Raw genomic sequence first — 22833 nt, 5'->3', positions numbered from 1 at the left:
GGCGGCGCCTTCCCGCTGGACAGGGCCGCGCCGCCGGTTCCCAATGCCGGCTGGCAGCGGGAGAACAGGCGTGGATGGCATGAGCGGGGCCGGCTACCGGCCCGATACGCACCGGCAACTCACCTTCCACGACGCGGCGGCCGCCTTCGCGAAGGGCAAGGACTCGCCGCGCGCCTACCTGGAGCGCTGCCTGGAGGCCATCGCGGAGCGCGAGCCCGGGGTGAAGGCCTGGGTCGTGATCAACGAGGCGGGTGCTCGCGAGGCGGCCGATGCCAGCGAGGCCCGCTGGAAGGCCGGCACCCCGCTCTCCCCCATCGACGGCATGCCGATCGGCATCAAGGACCTGATCGAAACCCGGGACATGCCGACCCAGATGGGCTGCGAGGCCTATCGCGGGAACTTCCCGAAGCGCGACAGCGCCATGATCCGCGCCCTGCGGGATGCCGGCGCGGTGGTCCTGGGCAAGACGGTGACGACGGAAATGGGTCAGGGCCACCCCGGCCCGACCACCAACCCCTTCGATCCCCGCCACACGCCCGGCGGCTCCTCCTCCGGCTCGGCGGCCGCGGTGGGCGCCCGCATGGTGCCGGCGGCCATCGGGACGCAGGTGGGCGGCTCCATCATCCGGCCCGCCTCCTATTGCGGGAACGTTGCCCTGAAGCCGACCCAGGGCGCCATCAACCGCGGCGAGCGCCAGGGCCTGTCCCAGAGCACCGCTGGCGTTCATGCCGGCTCCATCCAGGACATGTGGCTGGTCGCGAAGGTCATCGCGACCCGTGCCGGGGGTGATCCGGGGGCGCCCTCGCTCTTCGGGCCGAACACGCCGCCCGTCGCCAGCAAGCCCACGCGCCTGATCGTCATGGAGGCGGAGGGCTGGGCTGTCCTGGACGAGGAATCCCGCCAGGCGTTCCAGGGGGTGCTGGAGAACCTTCGCTCGGCCGGCGTCGAGATCCTCACCCGCGCCGACGCCCCGGCGATCGAGGCCTTCGAGCGCACCATTGCCGACGCCAAGGCGATGACGAACGACCTCTGCGGCTTCGAGACGCGCTGGAGCCAGCAGAACCTGATCGAGGCCAGCCCGGAGGGCGTGAGCCAGCGGTTCCTCGCCCGCCACGCGCGCGGCATGGCGATGACGCTGGACGAATACCGCGCCCGCCTCATCCAGCGCGAGGCCATGCGGCGCGCGCTGGCGGACCTCGCGCCCCTGGGCGACGCGCTGATCGCCCCGGCCTCGCCCGGCCCTGCGCCTGTGTGGGAAGGTGACAAGCCCGGCGAGCCGCTGGCGCCCCGGCCGACCGGCGACATCGTCTACAACGCGGCCACGTCGGCGCTCGGCGTGCCCTGCGTCACCGTGCCGATGACGGCCGTGCGCGGCCTGCCCATGGGGGTGCAGATCATCGGCCATCCCCACATGGACGCCCGCGTGACCGGCTTTGCGCGCTGGATGCTGGAGAAGGTGAAGCCCGTGGTCGTGTGACGGCGGGTCACGCCTCCGCCCGCACCCCCATGGCGATCGTCCGCTCGTCCATGCGCGGGTCGTGCCGAAGCCCGCGCCGGAACGCCCAGGTGTTAGTGAGCTGCAGGAGCTGGATGTAGGGCACCTGCTGCGCGTAGCGGGCCACCGCCTCGCGCAGCAGGGCCTCGCGGCCAGCATCGTCCATGGTGGCGGAGGCGCGCGCCACCATCTCGTCCAGCATCGCGTCGGAGTAGCGCCACATGTTGTTAGATCCGGTCAGCTTCTGCCGGTTCGGCGTGCCGATGATGTTGATGAGGTAGTTCGTCGCCTCGCCGGTGGAACTGCCCCAGGCCGCCATCTGCATCGGGAACTCGAAGCGCGTGCGCCGCGGCACGAAGGCGGCGTAGGGCATCGAATCCACCGTGGTCCGCACGCCGATGCGCGTCCACATCTGCGCCACAGCCTGGGCCAGCCTTGAATCATTCGGCCAGCGGTCGTTTGGCGTCGCGATTACCAGCCGGAAGCCCTGCGGGAATCCTGCCTCGGCCAGCAGGCGCTTCGCTCCGTCCGGATCGAAGGTGTCGGGCTTCACATCGGGGTTGTAGCCAAAGGCCTCGCGCGGCAGCCACTGGCCGGTGGGCTCGGCCGCGCCCTCCATCACCCGCTCCACCAGCGCCTCGCGGTTGATCGCCATGGAGAGTGCCCGGCGCACGCGGAGGTCGAGGAAGGGGTTGCGCGGCAAGGGTGCGCCGCTGTTGTCCGCCACCTGCGCGCTGCCGCCCTCCGGCGAATGCACGGGCGCCATGAACATCGTCCGCAGGCTGGCGATCTCGGAGACGGCCACGCGAGGGTCGCGCTTCAGCTTCGCCAAGTCGCTCGTCGGGATCTGGTCGATCAGGTCCACGTCGCCGGAGAGCAGCGCGGCGGTGCGCGAGGCGTCGTTCGCCAGGAAGCGGTAGTTCACCACCGCCCAGGGCTCCGCTCCGCTCCACCACGCGTCGTTTCGCGCCAGCACGGCGCGATCGCCGGAGGCGTAGGAGACGAGGCGGTAAGGGCCCGTGCCGATGGCGGCCTTGCCGGAGTTGTAGTCCTCCGTCGCCGTGCCGTTCACGTGGCGGGCGATGATGCTGATCTGCGTTAGGTCCACCGGTAGCAGCGGGTGCGGCTGCTTCGTGTGGATGCGGAGGGTGTGCGGGTCCGCCACTTCCACCCGCGCCACCTGGCGAAGGAAGCCGCCGAACCCGCCCGGGCTGTTCGCCACCTCTGGCACGCGGGCGAAGGTGAAGACGACGTCGTCGGCCGTGAAGTCACGGCCGTCATGCCACTTCACGCCGCGGCGCAGCCGGAACTCCCATTCCGTGTCGGCGACCACGCGCCAGCTCTCCGCCAGCCCCGGCACTGGCCGCGCCCGCGCGTCGCGGTCCACCAGCCGGTCGAAGATGTGCATGGTGAGCGAGTTGTTCGGGCCATTGTTATGAAAGTGCGGGTCCACCGAGGTCGGCGGCGTGCCGACGCCGATGGTGAGGGACTGCCCCGGGGCGGGCGCCTGACCCTGCGCTGTCAGGGCAAGGGGAAGCCCCGCCAGGAGGACCCGACGCGAAACGGGAGTGCCACCGGCCATGATCCGCGCCCTCATCCCTGCTGCGGAGGGGAGGCTAGACGAGGCGCGCGGCTGGAGGATACCGCAAAGACTCAGCCGCGCGCGGCCATCGCCTCGCCGAGCGCGGCTGCCTCGCCGAGCGAGGTGACGATGGCGTCCGCCGGCCCTTCCTCGCGCAGCGCGGCCAGCATGGGGCTTTCCGGCGGCGCGTCCCACAGCCCGACGATCACCTTCGCCTGGGGAAGCTGCCGCGCGATCCGGCGCAGGAAGTAGCGCAGCCCTGCCACGCTGTTCCCCTCCTCCAGCACGGAGAGGCAGACCAGCCGGACCAGCGCGGGGTCCAGTTGTGAAAGGTTGGCCGTCTCCAGCACCGCGCTCGGCTCCGCCCGCGCGCCCAGGCCGGCCCGGTGCAGCACCAGCCCGGCCAGCCGCGCCGTCAGCTCGTCCAGCGGGCCGCGCCCGGCGATGCAGACCACGGCGCCCTCAGCCCTCCAGGCGGCGGGAAGGGATGATTCGGCGGCCAGACCGAGGTCGGAGAGGTCGTCCAGCAGCGTGCCGACCTGGGTGCGGATCACATCCAGCCGCTCGGGCTCCAGCGCCTCGCGCGACCAATCGGTCTGCGCCAGCACCAGCCCTTGCAGCGCCACGGTGTCGCCGTAGGCCGCGAGCGTCGCGCCGGGCTCGTCCAGCACCTCGCGCGCCTGCTCCACCAGCCCGTCCGCGTCGCCGTCCAGGGCGCGCTGATAGAAGCTCTCCTCCGGCTGTAGCGGCGGGCGATCGCCCAGCAGCACGTCGAAGAACTCGAAGCGTGGGACGTGGCGGCCCAGCACCACCAGCCCCACCGTCAGGGGCGTCGCGATCAGCAGGCCGATCGGGCCCCAGAGGAAGGCCCAGAAACTCGCCGAGAGCACGACGGAGAGAGGGGAAAGCCCGGTGCGCCGGCCGAAGAGCAGCGGCTCCAGCACCTGCCCCATCACCGCGCCGCCGAGGATGAACATCGCCAGCACCAGCGCCGCCATCGACCAGCCGCTGTCCACTGCCAGGGCCAGGACCAGGGGCGGCGCAATGGCGATCGGCGTGCCGATGAAGGGGACGAAGCGCATCAGCCCGGCCAGGATGCCCCAGAGCAGGGGGCTGGGCAGCCCGATGGCCCAGAGCAGGACCGAGACCATCAGCGCGTAGCCCGCGTTCAGCGCCACCTGCGCTAGGAAGAGCCGGGAGAGGCGCGCGGCGGCGTCGTTCATCGCCGTCATCGTCCGGTGCAGGTCCCGCGCGCCGGCCAGGCGGATGGCCCGGTCCCGCAGGTCCTCCCGGTAGAGCAGCACGAGGATGCTGAAGAGGATGACGAGGCCCGCAGTCGCCAGCGGGTGCAGGATGGGGCCCAGCACCGAGCCCAGCACGTTCAGCAGCGCCGCCTCGGACCGCGGGGCGGGCGCCACGACGACGGTGCCGGGCGGCGCGGCGGGCGGTTCCAGCGGGCTGCCGATGCCGAGGCTTCCCAGCAGCCCCTCGGCCCGGCGCAGCAGGTCACCCAGGCCCTGCAGCGCACCGAGCTTGTCCCGCAGCGTGGCCGCGTAGCGCGGGATGTCCGCTACCAGATCCGCACCCTGAGCCCCGATGGCCGCCATGATGGCGCCGATCAGGGCGAAGGCCGCGAGCACGGCCGCCAGCACGGCGAGGCCCTTGGGCAGCCCCAGGCGCTGCAGCAGCCGGGCAATGGGGGCCAGCACGAAGGCCAGCAGCACCGCCAGCACCAGCGGCACCAGCACGTCCCGCCCGAAATACAGCGCCGCCACGACGATGGCCGCGGAGACGAGCATGGCGGCCCCCGCCACGGAATTGCCCGGCGCGGCGGCGGGGGGAAGGCGTCGGTCAGTTGGGGCCATGCGGCGCGTCGGGTCCGGCTCAAGCGGGAGGGCGCGCGGTAGGACCACGCCCAGCCTCAACCCGCCAGCCCCGCCCGCGTTGCGCCGGATAGCGCCGTGGGGCCGCAGGGGTGCCTCCCCATCGCCACCGGGCGCCGAAAAAGGATCCGAGAACGACCGTGCCCGATTCACCTCGCGCGCCCGAGACCGCCCCGGGGCAGGCGCCGGCCCCGCGCCGCTGGCCGCGCGTCCCCTTGCTCGCCGCCGTCCTGGCCGTGGTTGCGGTGGGGCTTGGCGCCGTGAGTTACGCCCTGGACGACCGGGATTCGGACTCCATCGCCGCTGGCAACGAGCTGGTCGTGGCGCTGGAGGGCACCCTCTCCGCCCTGAAGGACGTGGAGACGGGACAGCGCGGCTACCTCCTCGTCGGGCGGGACGAATACCTGGAGCCCTACCGTGCCGGGCTGGCGGCGGTGGAGGAACGCATGCGCGCGGTCGAGGCACTGCGCGGCCCTGCCGGGCTGCCGGCGGAAGGGCGCCTGCGCGACCTGGTCGCCCAGCGGCAGGGCCAGGCGGAGCGCTCCATCATAGCCCGGCGGGAGGGCGATGCGGACCGCGCCCGCGCCATGGTGGAGACCGGCCAGGGCCGCCAGGTGATGGATGCCATCCGGGCCGAGGTTGCGGCCCAGCAGGCCGCGGCGCGGCAGAGGGTAGAGGCGCTGAACCGTGCCGCCAGTGCGCGCGCCCTCTGGTTCGGCGGCGCGGCACTGGGGGCCGCGCTGCTCGCCTGCCTGTTGCTGGCAGGCTACGCGGTGAACCGCCGGCGCGCGGAGCGGCGGGCCAATACCCTGCTGGACGCGGTGATGGCGAATGCGCCGGTCGGTCTCGGCTTCATCGGGCGCGACATGCGGGTGCGTAACAGCAACCGCGCCCTGGCGGAAATCGCCCGCCGCGCCATGGGGGTGGAGGTTGCCCAGGGGCAGCCGCTGCCGCCCGCAGTCTCCGCCAAGCTGGAACCACGCCTGCGCGCGCTGCAGGAAGGCGGGCGCTCTCAGTCCGACCTGGAGGTGGAGACCCATCCGCGGGAGGGAGAGGCGCACCACCTTCTCGTCACCCTGTTTCCCGCCGCCGGCACCGCGGCGGACGGGCAGGGGGCGGGCATCGTGCTGAGCGACATCACCCGCCGCAAGCGCGCGGAGGAGCGGGTGCGGCGCAGCGAGGCGCGCTTCCGAAACCTGGCCAATTCGCTGCCGCAGCTTGCCTGGCAGACGGACCCTGACGGGCAGATCGAGTGGTACAACCGCCGCTGGTACGACTACACCGGCCAGGACTACGAGGCGATGAAGGGCTCCGGCTGGACCAAGGTCCACCACCCCGACTACGTGGACCGTGTCGTCCCCCGTTTCCGGCAGGCGATTGCCAGCGGGCAGTCCTGGGAGGACTCATTCCCGCTGCGCGGCGCGGACGGCAATTACCGCTGGTTCCTCTCCCGCGCCGTGCCGATCCGCGACGAGCCGGACGAGGCGCACCCGGATGGCGCCATCCTCGGCTGGTTCGGCACCAACACGGACGTTACGGAGCTGCGCGAAGCGCAGGAGGAAGCGACGCTCGCGCGCGAGGCCGCGGAGGACGCGAACCGCGCGAAGAGCACCTTCATCGCGAATATGAGCCACGAGCTCCGCACGCCGCTCTCTGCGGTTATCGGCTACTCCGAGATGCTGGAGGAGGAGGCCGCCGACATCGAGGGCGGCGAGGTGCTGACGAAGGACCTGCAGAAGATCGGCGCCAATGCCCGCCACCTCCTCTCCCTTATCAATGACGTGCTCGACCTCTCCAAGATCGAGGCGGGGCGGATGGAGACGCATGTCGAGGACTTCGAGATCGAGACCCTCGTCTCCGAGACGGTTGCGACCGTTCAGGCGTTGATGCAGCGCAAGGGCAACGCGCTGGAGGTGCAATTGCCGGAAGGGCTGGGCACCATGCGCAGCGACCAGGTGAAGCTGCGCCAGTGCCTCATCAACCTCCTCTCCAATGCCAGCAAGTTCACGGAAGGCGGCCGCATCACCCTTTCCGCCGAGACCGGGCGGGACGCGATGGGGCGGCGCGAGATCGCATTCCATGTGGCCGACACCGGCATCGGCATGAACAAGGAGCAGCTGGCGAAGCTGTTCCGCCGCTTCACCCAGGCCGACAGTTCCACCACCCGCCGCTTCGGCGGCACCGGGCTGGGGCTGGCTATCACCAGGGCCTTCTGCACCCTGCTGGGCGGCGACATCTCCGTGGAGAGCGAGGAGGGAAAGGGAACCACCTTCACCATCCGCGTGCCGATGGACATGCGCGAGACGGGGCCGGAGCCCGCCGCCGAGCAGACCATGCCGAATGTCCCGGACGAGGCGGGCGGCGCCGGGCTGGTCCTGGTGGTGGACGACGACCCGGCCTCGCGCGAGCTGCTCTCCCGCTTCGTGGTGCGGGACGGCTTCGCGGTGCGCTGCGCCACGGACGGGGAGGAGGGGCTTCGCATGGCGCGCCAGCTCCGCCCCACTGCCATCCTGCTGGACGTGATGATGCCGCGCATGGATGGCTGGTCCGTCCTCACCGCGCTGAAGGCGGACCCCGAGTTGGCAGAGATTCCCGTGGTGATGGTTTCCATCGTGCAGGAGAAGGCGCTGGCCGTTTCGCTGGGGGCCGCCGACTATCTCATCAAGCCCGTGCAGTGGCACCGACTGCGGGACGTGCTGGACCGCTATCGCGCCCCCGGGGCCGCCCTGGTGGTGGAGGCCGAGGCCGAGCCCCGGGTGGAGCTGCGCCGCCTGCTGGAGAGCGAGGGGTGGAGCGTGGAGGAGGCCGAGACCGCCGGGGCCGCTATGGCCCGGCTCTCCGCGCCCTCGGCGACCCCTTTCGGCCTCGTCCTCGTCGCCATTCCCGGCCCGGAGGGCGACGGGCTGCACCTCGTCCAGCAGATCCGCGGCAACCCGGCCTGGAGCGAGGTGCAGGTCATCGCCCTTGCGGGCGGCGGCGTGGCGCCTGCGGAGCTGGAGGCGTTGCGCGGCCAGGTCCGGCGCGTCTTCCCCGCCGATGACGAGCCGCCGGAGGCCCTCCTCACGGAACTGCGCCGCATCGCGGCATCCCGGAACCCCCCGCCAGCCCCGCCGTTGAAGGCGCAGACGGAGATTGCATCGCCATGACCAAAATCCTGCTGGTGGAGGACCACGAGGAGCTGTGGGATTTCCTCTCCCGCCGCCTGCGCCGCCGCGGCTTCGACGTGGTGCTGGCCCATGACGGGCAGCAGGGCGTGGACGTCGCGCGCGCGGAAAAGCCGGACGTGATCCTGATGGACATGAACCTGCCGGTCATGGATGGCTGGACGGCCGCCCGCACGCTGCGCGCGGACGAGGAGACCGCCCGCATCCCCATCATCGCGCTGACGGCCCACGCCATGGCGGGGGACCGGGACAAGATGCTGGCGGCGGGCTGCGACGACTACCACCCCAAGCCCGTGGACTTCCCCCAGCTGCTCTCGCAGATCGACGCGGCGATGCTGGCGGCCGAGGGATAACGAGGAGGGCTAGAGCAGGAAGGACAGCGCCTCGCCGCAGGGCTGCTCCACCTTGAAGGCCAGGAGGTCGTCCGCGCGGGTGCGGCCAATGTTCACGGCAGCCACGGGCTTGCCGGCGCGGGCCGCGGCCTGGACGAAGCGGAAGCCGGACCACACCATCAGGGAGGAGCCGACCACCAGCACGGCATCCGCCCCATCCAGCGCCTCGTTCGCCGCATCCACCCTGTCGCGCGGAACGCCCTCGCCGAAGAAGACGACGTCGGGCTTCAGCACGCCGCCGCAGGCCGGGCAGGGCGGCACGTCGAAGGAGGCGAAGTCCTGGCCCTCCAGGTCGGCGTCTCCGTCGGGCGCGCGGGCGGCGTCCAGCCCGGCCCAGTCCGGGTTGCGCCGCGTCATTTCCTCCTGGAATTCCTCGCGCGGGATCACCCGCTCGCAGCCCAGGCAGCGTACCCGGTCCAGGCGCCCGTGCAGGTCCACCACCTGCCGGCTCCCGGCCGCCTGGTGCAGCCGGTCCACGTTCTGGGTCAGCAGGAACCTGCTCTTGCCCCGCCCCTCAAGCCGGGCCAGGGCCTCGTGCGCAGCGTTCGGCCGCACACGGCCGAAGCTGCGCCAGCCGACGAGGCTGCGCGCCCAGTAGCGCTGCCGCGCCGCGTGGCTGCCGGTGAAGGCCTGGAAGGTCATGGGCTGGGCGCGCTTCCACTGGCCGTCGGCGTCCCGGTAGTCGGGAATGCCGGAATTCGTGCTGCACCCGGCGCCGGTCAGCACGAAGATCCGGTCGTGGCCGTGGATGAAGTCCTGAAGTCGCGCGGTGTCGGGCATGCCCGGCATGTAGGTTGCGGGGGGCGAAACCGCCACGCCGCGATCGCCATGCCGCAGCGATCAGAGCCGGGGCGCGATCCCCTCCACCCCCGCCGCCTGCTCCAGCCCGGCCAGGGCGTTGAGATAGGCCGCGCGCGCGGCGTTGGCGGCCACGCGGGTCTGGTTCAGCGTCCGTAGCGCGTCCAGCGTGTCCAGCAGGGTGCGCCCGCCGGCCAGGTAGGCGGCCTCGGTGGAGCGGTAGGCCTCCTCCGCCCGGCGGAGCGCGGCGCCAGTGGTCAGGTCCAGCAGGGCGCGGGCCTGGACGTAGGTGGCCCAGGCCACGGCGAGGTCCGCCTGCGCGGAGGCCAGCGCGGCCTGTGCCTGGGCCTGGGCCTGCCCGCGCTGGGCGTTGGCCACCGCGATGTTCCCCTCCGTGATCCGGCTGGTGAAGATCGGGATGGAGACGCCGATGCCCAGCGTGTCGTTGGCGCGCAGGCGGCGGCTGGATTCCGGGAGGTCCTGGCTCAGCTCCGTCCGCGTCACGCTGCCGGAGACGGAGAGGTCGCGGGACCGCGCTGCCTCGGCCAGCTGCGTGTTGGCGTCCGCCGCGCTCACGTTGCGCGTCGCCACCAGCACGTCCGGGCGGTTCGGCAGCGCGCCGGCCAGGGTCTCGCGGCTCATGTCCAGGGGCGGGGTGTTGGTGAAGTCGCCACGCAGGTCGAAGGGCATGCCGGCCAGGATGGCGGCCACGGGATCGCGCCCGGTGCTGCGGGCCGCGGCCTCGGAGGTGCGGGTGGCATCCTGCCCCAGCAGCGCCGCTACCTGCGCGGCGGCGACGGCATAGGCCTGGGCGGCGTTGGCCACATCCTGCTCGAAAGGCAGGCGGCTGGCCTGGAAGCGCAGAAGGTCCGCCTCCGGGATCGCGCCGTCCCGCACCTGGCGGGAGAGCAGGCCCTCCGTCCCGTTCAGGCTGCCGCGGTTGGCCAGGGCCACCTGGAGGTTGGCGCGGGCCTGTAGGGCCGCGATGAAGGCCTGCCGAAGCGCGAAGAGCTGCCCGCGCAGCGCGTCCAGCACCTGGGCCTCGGCCACGCTGATGTTCTGATCGGCCAGGCGCCGCCGCAGCTCGCGCTTCCCGCCCCGCTCGATGGTGAAGGAGAGGTTCACGGAGGCGTTGTTGAGCGGGGAGACGTAGCGGCCGCCGTTGTAGCCGCTGAAGCGGCTGCGCTCGTTCACCTGCGCCGTGGTCTGGCTGTAGCCCAGCGATCCCGCCGGGTTCGTGTCCGCCACCAGCCGCTGGGCGCGGGTGATGTCCACCCCGCGCCGCGCCGCCACCACGGCCAGGTTGCGGTCCAGCAGCATCGCCTCCGCCTCGCCGAGCGTCAGGGCCGGGGCGCGGATCGGGATGTCCACCGTGGAGGGCGCGCGGGCCGGGCGGGGCGCGGGAACCGGGCGGGGTGCCGGCGCCGGGGCCGCGATGGGGGCCGCCACGCCCGGGGCCACGGCCCCCGGTACGGCGGGCGGGACAGCGGCCGGGCCGGGCACCACCGGCGCGGGCGCGGGAGCCCCGGCGACGGGCGCGGTCGCCCCGGGAAGGGCGGGGACAGGGCGCGCCGGGGCCGGGGCTGGCACGCCTTGCGCCAGCACGCCCTGCGGCAGCAGGGGGGAGGCGAGCAGGGAGGCCGCGAGGACGGCGTGGGGGAGGCGGGTCATGGGACGAGTCCTTCGCGTCAGTCTTGCGAGGATGGGCGTGCGGGGGAAGGCCGGGCCCCCGGGGGCCCGGCACGGTTCATGGGATGGTGACGGCCGGTCACTCGGCGGGGCTGGGCCTCACCAGGGCGGCAAGCTCCTCCTTCTCCTCCCGCTCGGCGCGCTTGCGGCCGAGCAGGTCCACCGTGACCGGGAGAACGACGAGAATGAAGAGCGGCACGAGCCCGATCCCGCCCACCACCACGATGGCCAGCGGCTTCGTCACGTCCGCGCCGATGCCGTGGGCCATGGCCATGGGCAGCAGGCCGCAGAAGGAGGCGAAGCAGGTCATCATGACCGGCCGCAGCCGGTCGAAGCCCGCCCGCGTCAGCGCCGGAGTCCAGGCCATGCCTTCCTGCTCCCGCAGCTGGTTGAAATACGAGAGGAAGATGATGGCCTCCATCACCGTGATGCCGAGCAGGGCCAGGAAGCCGATGGCGGCGGGCACGGAGAAGTTCAGCCCGGCCATCGCCAGCGCCAGCACGCCGCCGGAGATGGAGAGGGGCAGCATGGCGAAGACGATCAGAGTTTCCCGCAGGCGCCCGAAGGCGACGTAGAGCAGCACCGCGATCACCGCGAGGGCGATCGGGACCACCACCATCAGCCGCGCGACCGCCGCCTGCAGGTTGCGGAACTCGCCCACCCATTCCAGCCGGTAGCCCTGGGGCAGCTCCACGTTGCGCTGCACCCGGTCCTGGCTCTCCAGCACAGCGCTGGCGGGATCGCGCCCGCGGACGGAGAAGCGCACGGGCACGTAGCGGGAGGAGTTCTCGCGGTAGATGTAGGAGGCGCCGGAGATCATCTCGATCTTCGCCACGTCGCGCAGCACGGCGTTGTTGCCCACGGGCACGCGGCCGATCGCGTCCGGGCCATCCCGGTACTGCTGGGAGAGGCGGACGATGATCGGGAAGTTGCGGTCCCCGCCCGGCTCGTAGAAGGCACCCGCCTCCTGCCCGCCGACGGCGGCGGAGATGGCGGTGTTCACGTCGTTCACCGTCAGCCCCAGCCGGGCGGCCTTGGCCCGGTCCACCGTGATGGAGAGGGTCTGCTGCCCCACGCTGAGCAGGACGCCGAGGTCGGCGATGCCTTGCACCTGGGACATCTCCCGCCGGATCCGGTCCGCGACGCGGGAGGCAACGGCCGGGTCCGGGCCGATCACCTTCACGGCGTTCGCGCCCTTCACGCCCGATGCCGCCTCCTGGACGTTATCCGAGATCGCCTGGGAGAAGGAGAACTCCACCCCCGCGAACTCCTGCTCCAGCCGGTTGTTGATCGCGGCCACCAGCCCGTCCCGGTCCTTCGCCGTCGTCCACTTCTCCTGCGCGACAAGGGGCACGAAGAACTCGGCGTTGAAGAAGCCCGCGCTGTCCGTGCCGTCATCCGGCCGGCCCTGCTGAGAGGTCACGGTGATCACCTCCGGGAACTCCATCAGCACGCGGCGGATCCGGTTGGCCGCAGGGTTCCCCTCCTCCAGGCTGATGGTGGAGGGCATGGTGGCGCGCAGCCAGATGGAGCCCTCCTCCAGCGTCGGCAGGAACTCGGCGCCGAGGCGGGACATCACGCCCATGCTGCCCACCAGCATGGCGCCGGCCACCAGCATGGTGAGGCCCCGCCGCCGCATGCCGCCGTTGAACAGGCGGGTATAGGCCCAGCGGACGCCCTTCACGGCGAAGGTGTCCTTCTCCTCCGTGTCCGTCTTGAACAGGGTGGCAGAGAGGGCGGGGGTGATGGTGAAGGTGGCGAGCAGCGCGCCGCCGATGGCGTAGGCGTAGGTCTTGGCCATCGGGCCGAAGATGCGCCCTTCGATCCCGCCCATCGCGAAGAGGGGGATGAAGGCCGCGATGATGATCAGGATCGAGAAGAGGATGGCGTTGTCCACCTCGCTCGCGGCCTTCAGCACTGTCTGCGCCACCGGGCGCGGCTTCTCGCCGGGCTTCAGGTGGTGGCGGGCCAAGTGCAGGTGGCGGAAGATGTTCTCCACCATGATCACGGTGGCATCCACCAGCAGGCCGAAGTCCAGCGCGCCGAGGGAGAGGAGATTTGCGCTCTCCCCCCGCGCCAGCATCATCAGCACGGCGAAGAAGAAGGCGAAGGGGATGGTGGCGGCGATCACGATCGCGCCGCGCAGGTCGCCGAGGAAGAGCCACTGGATCACGAGGATCAGCAGCACGCCCTCCAGGATGTTGTGCACCACCTTCACCGTGGTGGTGTTCACCAGGTCCTCGCGGTCGTAGAGGGGCATGATCTTCACGCCGGGCGGCAGCACGCCGCCCTCGTTGATGCGCTTCACCTCCTCCTGCACGCCGTGGATGGTCGGCAGGGTCTGCTCTCCGCGGCGCATCAGCACCGTGCCGAGCATCACGTCGTCGTCGCCCTCATGCCCGGCGATGCCCAGGCGCGGCAGGTTGCCCACCCCGACGGTCGCCACGTCCGAGACGAGGACGGGCTGCCCGTTCTGGCTGCCCAGCACCACGTTGCGGATATCGTCCAGCGAGTGGATCAGGCCGATGCCCTGCACCACCACGGATTGCGGCCCGACGTTCAGCGTGCCCGCGCCCACGTTCACGGAGCCCTGGCGGATCGCGTCCACCACGTTCGGCAGGGAGAGGCCGTAGGCGTTCATCCGGGGCAGGTCCACCTGCACCGAGTAGGTCTTGGAGCGGCCACCGAAGGAGGTGACGTCGATCACGCCAGGCACGCGCTTGAAGCGGCGGTCCAGCACCCATTCCTGCAGGGTCTTCAGGTCCTCCAGCGGGAAGCCGGGCGGGCCCACCAGCCGGTAGCGCATGATCTCGCCGATCGGGGAGGCGGGGGAGATGCCGGGCTGGGCCCCGTTGGGCAGGGCGCCGAGCTGGCCCAGGCGGTTCAGGACCTGCTGGACCGCCTCCTCGTAGGTGTAGTTGAAGTTGAACTGCACGCGCACGTCGGAGAGGCCGAACAGGCTGGTGGAGCGCAGCGTGGTCAGGTTCGGCAGCCCGGACATCGCCACCTCGATCGGGATGGTGATGGTCCGCTCCACCTCCTCGGCGTTCTGGCCGGGGTTCTGGGTGATGACCACCACGGTGGGCGGCACCGGATCCGGGTAGGCCTCGATGTTGAGGGTGCGGAAGCCAAGGACGCCGACGATCATGAACACGGCGAAGAACAGGAGCACGAGCGGCCGGCGCTCGAGTGCCTGGGTGACGAGGTGGCGCAAGGTCGCGGCTCCCGCGGGCGTGTAAGTCTCTGGACGTAGCTTTCGGCAGGGCAGGGCGCTAACCCACTGGCGCCCCCCGCCCGCGGCCCCCAATTGGCCCGGCCCGAGACAAATCGGAAGCGGAAATTCAGGGGTGTAAGCGCCGTGTAAGTTGACCGGCCCATAACCCTGCCCATGGACCGGGGGCGGGGGCCATGGGCACCGCAGGCCGGTGCCGGAGACCGCTCAGCGCGGCTCGCGTTAACAGGGTGCAGGAAACAGGTGACGGCCATGAACATGATGACCCCGCCGCAGATCGCCGAGGTTGCCTCCCAGAGCGCCGCCGCGCAGCCCCAGCCGGCTGTGCCGGCCCGCCGGCGCCGGCTGCCCCTGCTGCTGGCCGGCATCGCCGTGGTCGCCGCGGGTGGCTATGCCTGGAAGGAGTTCGGCGGGCATGAGGCGCCGGCCGTGATCTCCCCCGCCCAGGCCGCCTCCAATCTCGGCCGCCAGGCCGACGGGTCCTTCCGCATCACACCGACCGAGGCGAAGCTGCTGCGCGTGGAGCCGGTGGCCGCCCGCGCCTTCCGTCCGGAGCGCGTGGCCGAGGGCCGCATCTCCTTCAACGAGGAGCGGTCCACCCCCGTCTTTTCCCCATATACGGGCCGCGTGGTCCGTGCCCTGGCCCAGCCCGGCCAGCAGGTCCAGGCCGGTGACGTGCTGTTCGAGATCGAGACGACGGACCTGACCCAGGCCGCGAACGACCTCCTCTCCGCCCTGGATGCCGCCGGCAAGTCCCGCACCCAGGTGGACCTGGCCCGCCGCAACGATGCGCGCCAGCGCGACCTCTTCGCCGCCAAGGCCGCTGCCCGGCGGGACGTGGAGCAGGCCGGGGCCGACCTGGCCAACGCCATTTCCGACCAGCGCACGGCCGAAGCGACCCTGGCCGCGGCCCGGGACAAGCTGCGCGTGCTCGGCCGCACCCCGGAGCAGGTCGTGCAGATCGAGCAGACCCGCCGCGTGAACGCCGTGGTGGCCGTGACCGCCCCGCTGGCCGGCACGGTGGTGTTCCGCCGCATCGGCCCGAACCAGTGGCTGAACGCCGGCAACTCCGACCCGATCTACACCATCGCCGACCTGTCCCAGATGTGGCTGGTGGCCGGGGTGCGGGAGATGGACGCGCCGATGGTGCGCCCGGGCCAGCAGGTCCAGGTCACCGTGGACGCTCTGCCCGGCCGGACCTTCGGCGCCCGGATCGAGAACGTCGCCAACTCGCTGGACCCCACCACCCGCCGCCTGACCGTCCGCGCCGTGCTGGACGACCCCGAGCACCTGCTGAAGCCGGAGATGTTCGCCTCCTTCCGCATCGCGGTGGGCGACGCGAAGGACGCGGTGGCCGTGCCCGCCGGTGCCCTGATCTACCGCGGCGCCAACACCTCCCTCTGGGAGGCGCTGGGCGACGATCGCTTTGTCATGCGGAGCGTCCGCACCGGCCTGCAGTCCGACGGCATGGTCCAGATCACGGACGGGCTGAACCCCGGCGCCCGGATCGTGACCGGCGGCGCCCTGTTCATCGACCGGGCGGCGCAGGACTGATCCGCCCGGACCCAGGGAGCTGCCTCCAGGCAGGCCCGCGGGATTTATTCCAGGCAGGGAAGGGGGTTGGACCATCAGGTCCAGCCCCCTTCCTGCTTTGGGCTGGCTCTAAGCGTAGTGCCTGACGATCAGGCCCGATCCTGCCTTTGCCGTCGCCTCGGCCTCACGAGCCGGGGCACGCCGTCAGGAGGGGCTCCCTCCTACTCGCGGAGCAGATGATGGAGAGGGGGCCGGGGGGTTGAAGGAGAACCCCGCCAGGATCAGCCCCCAGCGGTGACCGGCGCCGGTGCCGGCGCCATGGGGAGGTGCAGGGAGAAGAGTGCCCCGCCGCCGGGGGCGTCGCCCACCTCTGCCGTGCCACCATGCGCGCTCACGATCCGCTCCACGATGGAGAGCCCCAGGCCAAGGCCGCGGCGCCGCACGTCGCCGGCGCGCCAGTGCCGTCGGAAGACGCTCTTCCGCTCGGACTCCGGCACACCCTTGCCCTGGTCGGCCACCTCCACGACGGCCATCATCTCGTGCGGGGGGCCCAGGCGCAGTGTGACGGTGCCGCCGGGCGGGGAGTGGGCGATCGCGTTCTCCACGAGGTTCCGCAACGCCCGCCCGATCGATTCCCGCTCGCCCCGCACCCAGACCGGGGCGTTGGCGGGAGGGGCTTCCAGGGTCCGGCCCTCCCTCGCAGCAATCGGCGTGAAGCGATGGCCCACATGGGCCACCAGCTCGGCGAGATCGAAGGCGCCCTCGGCCACGGGCATGTCGCGCGCCGCCTCGGCCGCTTCCAGAAGGTCGGAGACGAGCTCCGCCAGTTCCTGCACGTCGCGCCGCAGCCTGTCCGTGACGTCGCCCGCATCCAACAGGTCCAGCTCGGCCTGGATGATGGCGAGGGGGGTGCGCAACTCGTGCGCCACCTCGGCGGAGAAGCCCCGCTGCCAGGCCAGCGCGTCGTCCAGGCGGTCCAGGGCGCCATTCACGGCCTGGATCAGGGGCAGCAGCTCCCGGGGGATCTCGCCCTCCTCCAGCCGGGGCGGGCCACCATGCCCGATCCGCTCCGCCTCCCGCGCCGCGCGGCGCAGCGGGGCGGAGAGGAGGATGAGCAGGCCGACATTGGCGGCGAAGAGGAGCAGGCCGCCCAGGGTCAGCACGGCCAGCACCGGGCCGAGCGCCGCCGCCGGCACGTCGTCCAGCACGATGTAGGAGCGTTCCATGTCCTGGGCGATCTGCACGGCCACGCGCCGGCCATCGGGCATGGTGATCCAGCGCGTCACGCCCCAGAGCCGGGTGCCGTCCTGCCCCTGCTGGAAGGTGTCGGGGATGCGCCCGTCCTCCGCCACGCGCGGCAGCTGGGCCTGCACGCCGGGCGAGGCCGCGACGCGACGGCCTTCCGCATCGGCCACGGCGAAGAGCATGGAGCCGCTGGCCGCGTCGAAGCGCCGCCCGGATTCGCCGCCGAGAGGGCGGTTGAGGCCGTCCAGGCCTTCCCTGGCGATGCGGCTCGTCACCTCCGCGCCGGCGGCCAGGATGCCGCGCTGGTGCTCCAGCCAGACGACGTAGCTGAGGGTCTGGTGGAGGATGAGCCCGCCGACAATCAGCGCGCCGAGCCCGATCACCGCATAGGCGGCGGCCAGGCGCGCGACGAGGCTGTGCGGCCGCTTCGGCGGCGCGGCGGGGGGCTCCGCCAGGGGAAGGTGGGTGCGCCGGACCATCGCTGAAGTGATCAGCCTGCCGTGCCCGCGAAGGGGGCGGGCAGGGGCGGGCCGGCGGCGCCGATCCGGGTGGGGGCAGGAAGGGTAGGGGCGGGAGGGCGGCGGGCAAGCGGCATGGGCGACCTGGTGATCCTCATCGCGCCGTCCTCCGTGGAAGACTTCCGCTCGGAGAAGCGGCATTTCCGGGCGCTGCGGCTTGGCAGGGCCCTCTCGCCCGACGCAATCTCCGCGCCCGACGTGAAGGGACCATGGATGCGCGTTCTTCTGGTGGAGGACAATGCCCGGCTTGCGGCGCTGCTGGCGGAGGGCCTGCGCCGCGCGGGCTGGCAGGCCGATACGGGCGGCTCCATCGAGGATGCGGAGGCCGCGCTGGCCACCGGCGACTACGATGTCGTGGTGCTCGACCGCGGCCTGCCGGACGGCGACGGCCTCGATCTGCTGCGCCGCCTGCGCCACCGGCCCGGCGCGCCGCCCGTGCTGATGATGACGGCCCGGGGCGAGGTGGCCGAGGTGGTGGAGGGGCTCGACCTCGGCGCGGACGACTACATGGTGAAGCCCGTGGCGCTGGGGGAGCTGGTGGCACGGCTGAACGCTGCCCGCCGCCGCGGCGGGCGCGGCGTCGCCCCGACCGTGCTCGGCGCCGTCTCGCTCGACCCGCTTTCCCGCGCGCTGACGGTCGCCGGCCAGCCCTTCGACCCGCCGCCGCGCGAGCGCACCCTGCTGGAGGTGCTGCTGCGGGCCGCGCCCCGCCCGGTCTCCAAGGAGACGCTGGAGAGCCGCCTGGCCGGCCCGGACGGCGCGGTGCAGCCAAACGCGGTGGAGGTCTATGTCCACCGCCTGCGCGCGCGCCTCGGCGCTGCGGGGGCGGGGGTGGTGATCCAGACCGTGCGCGGCCTCGGCTACCGGCTGGAGGCCGCGCCCGGTCCTGCCGCCGGAACGCCCGCTGCGCCCGGCGGGAAATGAATTATAGTCCGCCCTGGATTCGCCGGGCTGCAGCCCAGGGGCGCCGCCCCGCGTTGCCGGCCCGGAGAGATGAGAGGGGACCGATGCGCCGAATGCTGATGCGCCCGTTGCTGGCTCTGGGCCTGGCCGCCACGGCGCTCGCTGCCTGCGGGGGCACGAACCCGCCGCCGGCGCCGATGGCCGAGATTCCCTTGCGTGCGCCCACGCTGCCGCCGAGGGTTCTCTTCGTCTCCCTGCCGGGCGTCGCGCCCGTGCCGCACCCCATGCAGGTGGAACTGACACGGGGCGCGGAGGCGGTCTGCGCGCCCCTTCTCAATACGGTGCTGGAACCGGCCGGGCAGGACCGCTTCCGCGTGGTCGTCAATTCGCCGGGCTTCGCCGCGACTCGGGAGAGCGTGCTGCGCCGCACCGTGGACAGCCCGCCCGGCGGGCCGGAGCTGGCGCTGGACGGCGCGAACAACGGCCGCTGCGACTACGTCTTCAGGACCATGGCCGCCCGCTGAACAGGGCGGGGGCCGCACCCCGCGCGGGATGCGGCCCCGTTCCTGCCGGTAACGATCAGCCCTGGCGGGAGCCGGAGGGCGCCTCCACCGCCACGAAGGCGCGCTGCCCGTCGCGCAGCAGCTGCAGGGCCACGGCACCGTCATTGGCGGAAAGCGCCTCGCGGATGGCCGAGACCGCCGCGTCCGGATCCTTCACCGCCTTGCCGCCCACCGCGGTGATGACGTCGCCTGGCTTCAGCCCCGCTTCGGCCGCCGGGCTGTCCGGCCGCACGCTGGCGATCACCGCGCCCTCCGTGCCGCGCGGCACCTCCAGCCCGGCCCTCTCGGCCTCTTGAAGGCTCGCCAGGCCGATGCCGATCCGGCCGCGGCCCTGCTGCGCCTCCTGCCCGCCGCGCGCCTGCTCCGCGCCGTCGCGCAGCGCGGCCAGCCGCACGTCCAGCCGGGTCTCGCGCCCGTCGCGGCGGGCGGTGAGGCTGGTCTGCGCGCCTTCGTGCAGGGCGCCCACGGCGCGGGCCAGGTCGCGCGGGCTGCGGACGGGCGTGTCGCCCAGCGCCGTCACCACGTCGCCCGGCTTCAGCCCGGCGCGGGAGGCGGGGCTGTTCTCCTCCACCCCGGCCACCAGCGCGCCCTCGGCCTTCGGCAGGCGCAGCGCCCGGGCCATGGTGGCGTCCACCGGCTGGGTGGAGGCGCCGAGGAAGCCGCGCTCGACGTGCCCGTTCGCCTTCAGCTGCGCCACCACGGTGGAGACGAGGTTGGAGGGAATGGCGAAGCCGATGCCGATGGAGCCGCCGGAGGGGCTGTAGATGGCCGTGTTCACCCCGATCACGGAGCCGTCCTGCGCGAAGAGCGGGCCGCCGGAGTTGCCGCGGTTGATCGGCGCGTCCACCTGCAGGAAGTCGTCATAGGGGCCGCTGTGGATGTCGCGCCCGCGCGCCGAGAGGATGCCGGCCGTGACGGTGCCGCCCAGGCCGAAGGGGTTGCCCACGGCCACCACCCAGTCGCCGACCCGTGCCGCGTCGGAGTTGCCGAGGTTCAGGAAGGGCAGGTTGCCGCCCGCATCCACCTTCAGCAGGGCCAGGTCCGTGCGCGGGTCGCGCCCGACGATCTTGGCCGACAGCTCCCGCCCGTCGTCCAGCGTCACCTTCACCTGAGTCGCGCCATCCACGACGTGGTTGTTGGTGACGACATGGCCTTCCGCGTCCACGATGAAGCCGGAGCCGAGCGCCTGCCGGGCCTGTGCCTGCGGCTTGCCGCCCTCCTCGCCTCCGAAGTAGCGGCGGAACATCTGGTCCTGCTGCGATCCCTCGGGGAAGGGCGAGTTGACGTTCTCGGCCCTGGCGCGCTCGGTCGCGGTGATCGTCACCACGGCGGGCCGAACCCGGGCGACGAGGTCGCCGAAGCCCGGCAGCGGGACGGAAGGCGCGGCCACGGCGGGGGCGGATTGCTGCGGGCCCTCGGCGAAGGCCGGGATAGCGAGCCAGCCGGCGGCGCCGGTTAGCGCGGTGCCGGCCAGCAGCATGGCGCCCAGTGCGGCCCCGCGGCGGCGGTTCGAGGGAGTGGTCATCGGGTGCGTCCTGTCGCTGCGGCGGAAGACCCCGCCGGATGACGCCACCATCCATCCCCCCCGGTGGAGAGGCCGCGACAAGATCATGAAAGAATTTTCAGGATCGGCGGTCAGGCATCCGGGCCGGGCGGCAGGGTGAGCACGGCCGAGAGGCCTGGCATCGGCCCCGGCCGGGCATCCCGCAGCAGCAACTCCCCATCGTGCAGCCGCGCAACCGCGGCGACGAGGGAGAGCCCCAGCCCCGTGCCGGGCGTCGTCCGGCTCCGGTCCAGCCGGTAGAAGCGCCGCACGGCCATGTCCCGCTCCGCCGCGGGAATGCCGGGCCCCTCGTCCGAGACCTCGAGCAGCGGCCCCGTCCGCAGCGCGACGCGGACGGTGCCGGCGCCGTGGGCCAGGGCGTTGTCCAGCAGGTTCGCCAGCGCCTGGCGCAGCAGCGGTGCGCTGCCCGTGGCGGTAATCCCCGGCGGTATATCGGTGGCAAGCTGCCGCCCCGCCTCCTCGGCGACGGGCGCATAGGCCTCGGCGACGCCCGCGACCAGGGCGGAAAGGTCCAGCCGCGCGAAGCCCTCCCGCCCGGCTCCCGCCTCGGCCCTCGCGATCCGCAGCAGCGCGGCGAAGGTGGAGAGGATGCCGTCCAGCTCCTCGACCGCGCCCTCCAGCACGGCGGAATCGGCTGACGGGTCGCGCGCCCGGGCCAGCGCCGCCTCCAGCCGCTGCCGGAGGTGGGAGAGGGGCGAGCGCAGGTCGTGCGCCACGTCGTCCGTTACCTGCCGCACCTCGGCCACCAGGGCCTCGATCCGCGACAGCATCTCGTTGATCGTCGCGGCCAGGCGGTCGAACTCGTCGCCGGTGCCGCTCTCCGGAAGGCGCCGCGCCAGGTCGCCGGCCATCACCGCCCTTGCGGCGCCGCTCATCGCAGCCAGCCGCCGTTCCAGCCGGCCCGCCAGCAGGAAGCCCAGACCGAGCGCCACCAGCGCCGCGATGCCGCCCGCCACGGGCGGCGTCCAGGCCAGGGCGAGGGCGGCGCGGTCCACGGAGGAGAGATCGGTCGCCACGACGAGGTTCACGCCCCCCGGCAGCACCGCGCCCAGTGCCCGGAGCGGCGGCGCGCTGCCCTGCGCCTGCAGGGTGGCGAAGCCGCGCAGCACGGGCGGCGTCCCGGGCAGGGCCCCGGCTAAGGTCCGCCCATCCGGGCCCTGGAGCAACACCAGCAAGGGGCCGCGGCGCCGGGTGTAGACCTCCGCCGCCTCGGAGAGGCCGCGCAGGCCGTAGCTCTCGTAGTCGCGCAGCAGCCCTTCGGCCTCCGCCGCCAGCACGAGATCCAGCTGCTGCCGCAGGGCGTCCTGCGCGCGCAGCCAGCCCCAGCCGGCGCCGAGGAAGCAGGCCACCAGCACCACCACCGCGACGGCCAGCGCCATGCGCGGCGCGAAGCTGCGGAGGCGGATCAAGTGCCCATTCCCCGGAGAGGCGTCACCCTGGAAGGGGCCCCGCCAGGGTATAGCCGGCACCGCGCACCGTGCGGATCATCGGTGTCTCGCCCCCTGCCTCCAGCTTGCGGCGCAGGCGGCTGACATGGACGTCCACCACGTTCGTCGTGGGGTCGAAGGCGAAGTCCCAGACCCTCTCCAGCAGCATCGTGCGGGTCAGCACCTCGCCGGGGTGGCGCATCATGTACTCGAGGAGGCGGAATTCTGTCGGCAGCAGCTCCACCGGGCGCCCGGCGCGCGTCACGCGGCGGCGCAGCAGGTCCATCCGCAGGTCGCCCACCACCAGCTCCTGCAGCTCCGCCTGGGCTGCGGGGCGGCGGGCGAGGGCGCGGATGCGGGCGCGCAGCTCGGAGAAGGCGAATGGCTTGGCGAGGTAGTCGTCGGCGCCCGCCTCCAATCCCTCGACGCGCCGGTCCACCTCGGCCAGGGCGGTGAGGACGAGGACGGGGGTGTTGATGGCGGAGGCGCGGAGGGCGCGCAGGATGGAGAGGCCGTCCGGACCCGGCAGCATCCGGTCCGTCACGATCACGTCGTAGGGCTCGTTCAGCGCGAGGAAGAGCCCGTCCTTGCCGTTATGCGCGACGTCCACGACCTGGCCGTCCTCGGTCAGGCCCTTGGCGACGTAGTCGGCCGCCGCGACGTCGTCCTCGATGAGCAGGATCCGCATCCCGTCTCCTTCGGGTCGGGAGAGATGTTCTGCGCCAGCGCCCCGGACATGAAAAGGGCCGGGCCCACCCTTCGGCGGCCCGGCCCTGATCAGGCGGCGGCGGCCCCACAGCCCCCCCCCCGCGCACCCAAAAAGCGACGTAGAACAAAAAAAAACA

Annotated in this window: 15 protein-coding genes; 6 read left to right on the top strand and 9 right to left on the bottom strand. The window is 72.6% G+C overall.

Annotation, left to right across the window (positions count from 1 at the left end):
- The first annotated feature begins 79 nt into the window (after positions 1-79).
- Positions 80-1477: an amidase gene (locus NRP21_RS08940; RefSeq protein ID WP_257715844.1), complete on the top strand. Its 1398-nt coding sequence runs from the start codon at positions 80-82 to the stop codon at positions 1475-1477.
- A 7-nt stretch (positions 1478-1484) separates the two neighbouring features.
- Here NRP21_RS08940 and NRP21_RS08935 read toward each other — a convergent pair whose 3' ends face one another.
- On the bottom strand, positions 1485-3077 hold the full coding sequence (locus NRP21_RS08935) for an ABC transporter substrate-binding protein (protein ID WP_257715843.1): 1593 nt from the start codon (positions 3075-3077) through the stop codon (positions 1485-1487).
- A gap of 71 nt (positions 3078-3148) precedes the next feature.
- Positions 3149-4942 (bottom strand): AI-2E family transporter, encoded by a 1794-nt coding sequence (locus NRP21_RS08930; RefSeq protein ID WP_257715842.1) that lies wholly within the window; start codon positions 4940-4942, stop codon positions 3149-3151.
- A 158-nt stretch (positions 4943-5100) separates the two neighbouring features.
- On the opposite strand from NRP21_RS08930, the gene NRP21_RS08925 reads away from it, so the two are divergent.
- Both NRP21_RS08925 and NRP21_RS08920 read left to right on the top strand, forming a co-directional pair.
- Positions 5101-8106 (top strand): response regulator, encoded by a 3006-nt coding sequence (locus tag NRP21_RS08925; protein WP_257715841.1) that lies wholly within the window; start codon positions 5101-5103, stop codon positions 8104-8106.
- A complete protein-coding gene (locus NRP21_RS08920) occupies positions 8103-8477 on the top strand; it encodes a response regulator (RefSeq protein ID WP_257715840.1) in 375 nt (124 codons plus the stop codon). Before NRP21_RS08925 ends, NRP21_RS08920 begins: the two co-directional genes overlap by 4 nt.
- A gap of 9 nt (positions 8478-8486) precedes the next feature.
- Here NRP21_RS08920 and NRP21_RS08915 read toward each other — a convergent pair whose 3' ends face one another.
- The 3 genes from NRP21_RS08915 to NRP21_RS08905 form a co-directional block, all read right to left on the bottom strand.
- The gene (locus tag NRP21_RS08915; protein ID WP_257715839.1) at positions 8487-9332 is read right to left on the bottom strand and encodes an NAD-dependent protein deacetylase; all 846 of its coding nucleotides are present in this window, start codon (positions 9330-9332) and stop codon (positions 8487-8489) included.
- Positions 9333-9356: 24 nt separating this feature from the next.
- Positions 9357-10985, bottom strand: a complete 1629-nt coding sequence (locus NRP21_RS08910; protein ID WP_257715838.1) for a TolC family protein — start codon at positions 10983-10985, stop codon at positions 9357-9359.
- Positions 10986-11082: 97 nt separating this feature from the next.
- Positions 11083-14217, bottom strand: coding sequence for an efflux RND transporter permease subunit (locus tag NRP21_RS08905; RefSeq protein WP_257715837.1), 3135 nt, complete (start codon positions 14215-14217; stop codon positions 11083-11085).
- Between the two features lie 270 nt (positions 14218-14487).
- Between NRP21_RS08905 and NRP21_RS08900 the strand changes: the two genes are divergently transcribed.
- Positions 14488-15789, top strand: coding sequence for an efflux RND transporter periplasmic adaptor subunit (locus NRP21_RS08900; protein ID WP_257715836.1), 1302 nt, complete (start codon positions 14488-14490; stop codon positions 15787-15789).
- A gap of 260 nt (positions 15790-16049) precedes the next feature.
- Here NRP21_RS08900 and NRP21_RS08895 read toward each other — a convergent pair whose 3' ends face one another.
- Complete coding sequence (locus NRP21_RS08895; protein WP_257715835.1) at positions 16050-17492, bottom strand: sensor histidine kinase; 1443 nt, start codon at positions 17490-17492, stop codon at positions 16050-16052.
- 114 nt (positions 17493-17606) lie between these two features.
- Between NRP21_RS08895 and NRP21_RS08890 the strand changes: the two genes are divergently transcribed.
- Together NRP21_RS08890 and NRP21_RS08885 are read left to right on the top strand one after the other, a co-directional pair.
- The gene (locus NRP21_RS08890; RefSeq protein ID WP_257715834.1) at positions 17607-18455 is read left to right on the top strand and encodes a response regulator transcription factor; all 849 of its coding nucleotides are present in this window, start codon (positions 17607-17609) and stop codon (positions 18453-18455) included.
- An 83-nt stretch (positions 18456-18538) separates the two neighbouring features.
- Positions 18539-18958 carry a hypothetical protein gene (locus NRP21_RS08885; RefSeq protein ID WP_257715833.1) on the top strand — a complete coding sequence of 140 codons (420 nt, stop codon included), beginning with the start codon at positions 18539-18541 and terminating at the stop codon, positions 18956-18958.
- Positions 18959-19013: 55 nt separating this feature from the next.
- Here the strand turns inward: NRP21_RS08885 and NRP21_RS08880 are convergent, their stop codons facing one another.
- The 3 genes from NRP21_RS08880 to NRP21_RS08870 form a co-directional block, all read right to left on the bottom strand.
- Positions 19014-20522 carry a Do family serine endopeptidase gene (locus tag NRP21_RS08880; RefSeq protein ID WP_257715832.1) on the bottom strand — a complete coding sequence of 503 codons (1509 nt, stop codon included), beginning with the start codon at positions 20520-20522 and terminating at the stop codon, positions 19014-19016.
- 110 nt (positions 20523-20632) lie between these two features.
- Entirely contained in the window at positions 20633-21970 is a 1338-nt protein-coding gene (locus NRP21_RS08875; RefSeq protein WP_257715831.1) for a sensor histidine kinase, read from the bottom strand.
- A gap of 22 nt (positions 21971-21992) precedes the next feature.
- A complete protein-coding gene (locus tag NRP21_RS08870) occupies positions 21993-22676 on the bottom strand; it encodes a response regulator transcription factor (protein ID WP_257715830.1) in 684 nt (227 codons plus the stop codon).
- Positions 22677-22833: the final 157 nt, after the last annotated feature.

The organism is Roseomonas populi (assembly GCF_024594815.1).
GTDB lineage: Bacteria > Pseudomonadota > Alphaproteobacteria > Acetobacterales > Acetobacteraceae > Roseomonas > Roseomonas populi.
Note: the sequence above shows the minus strand (reverse complement) of the source record. Positions and strands in the feature narration are given on the sequence as shown.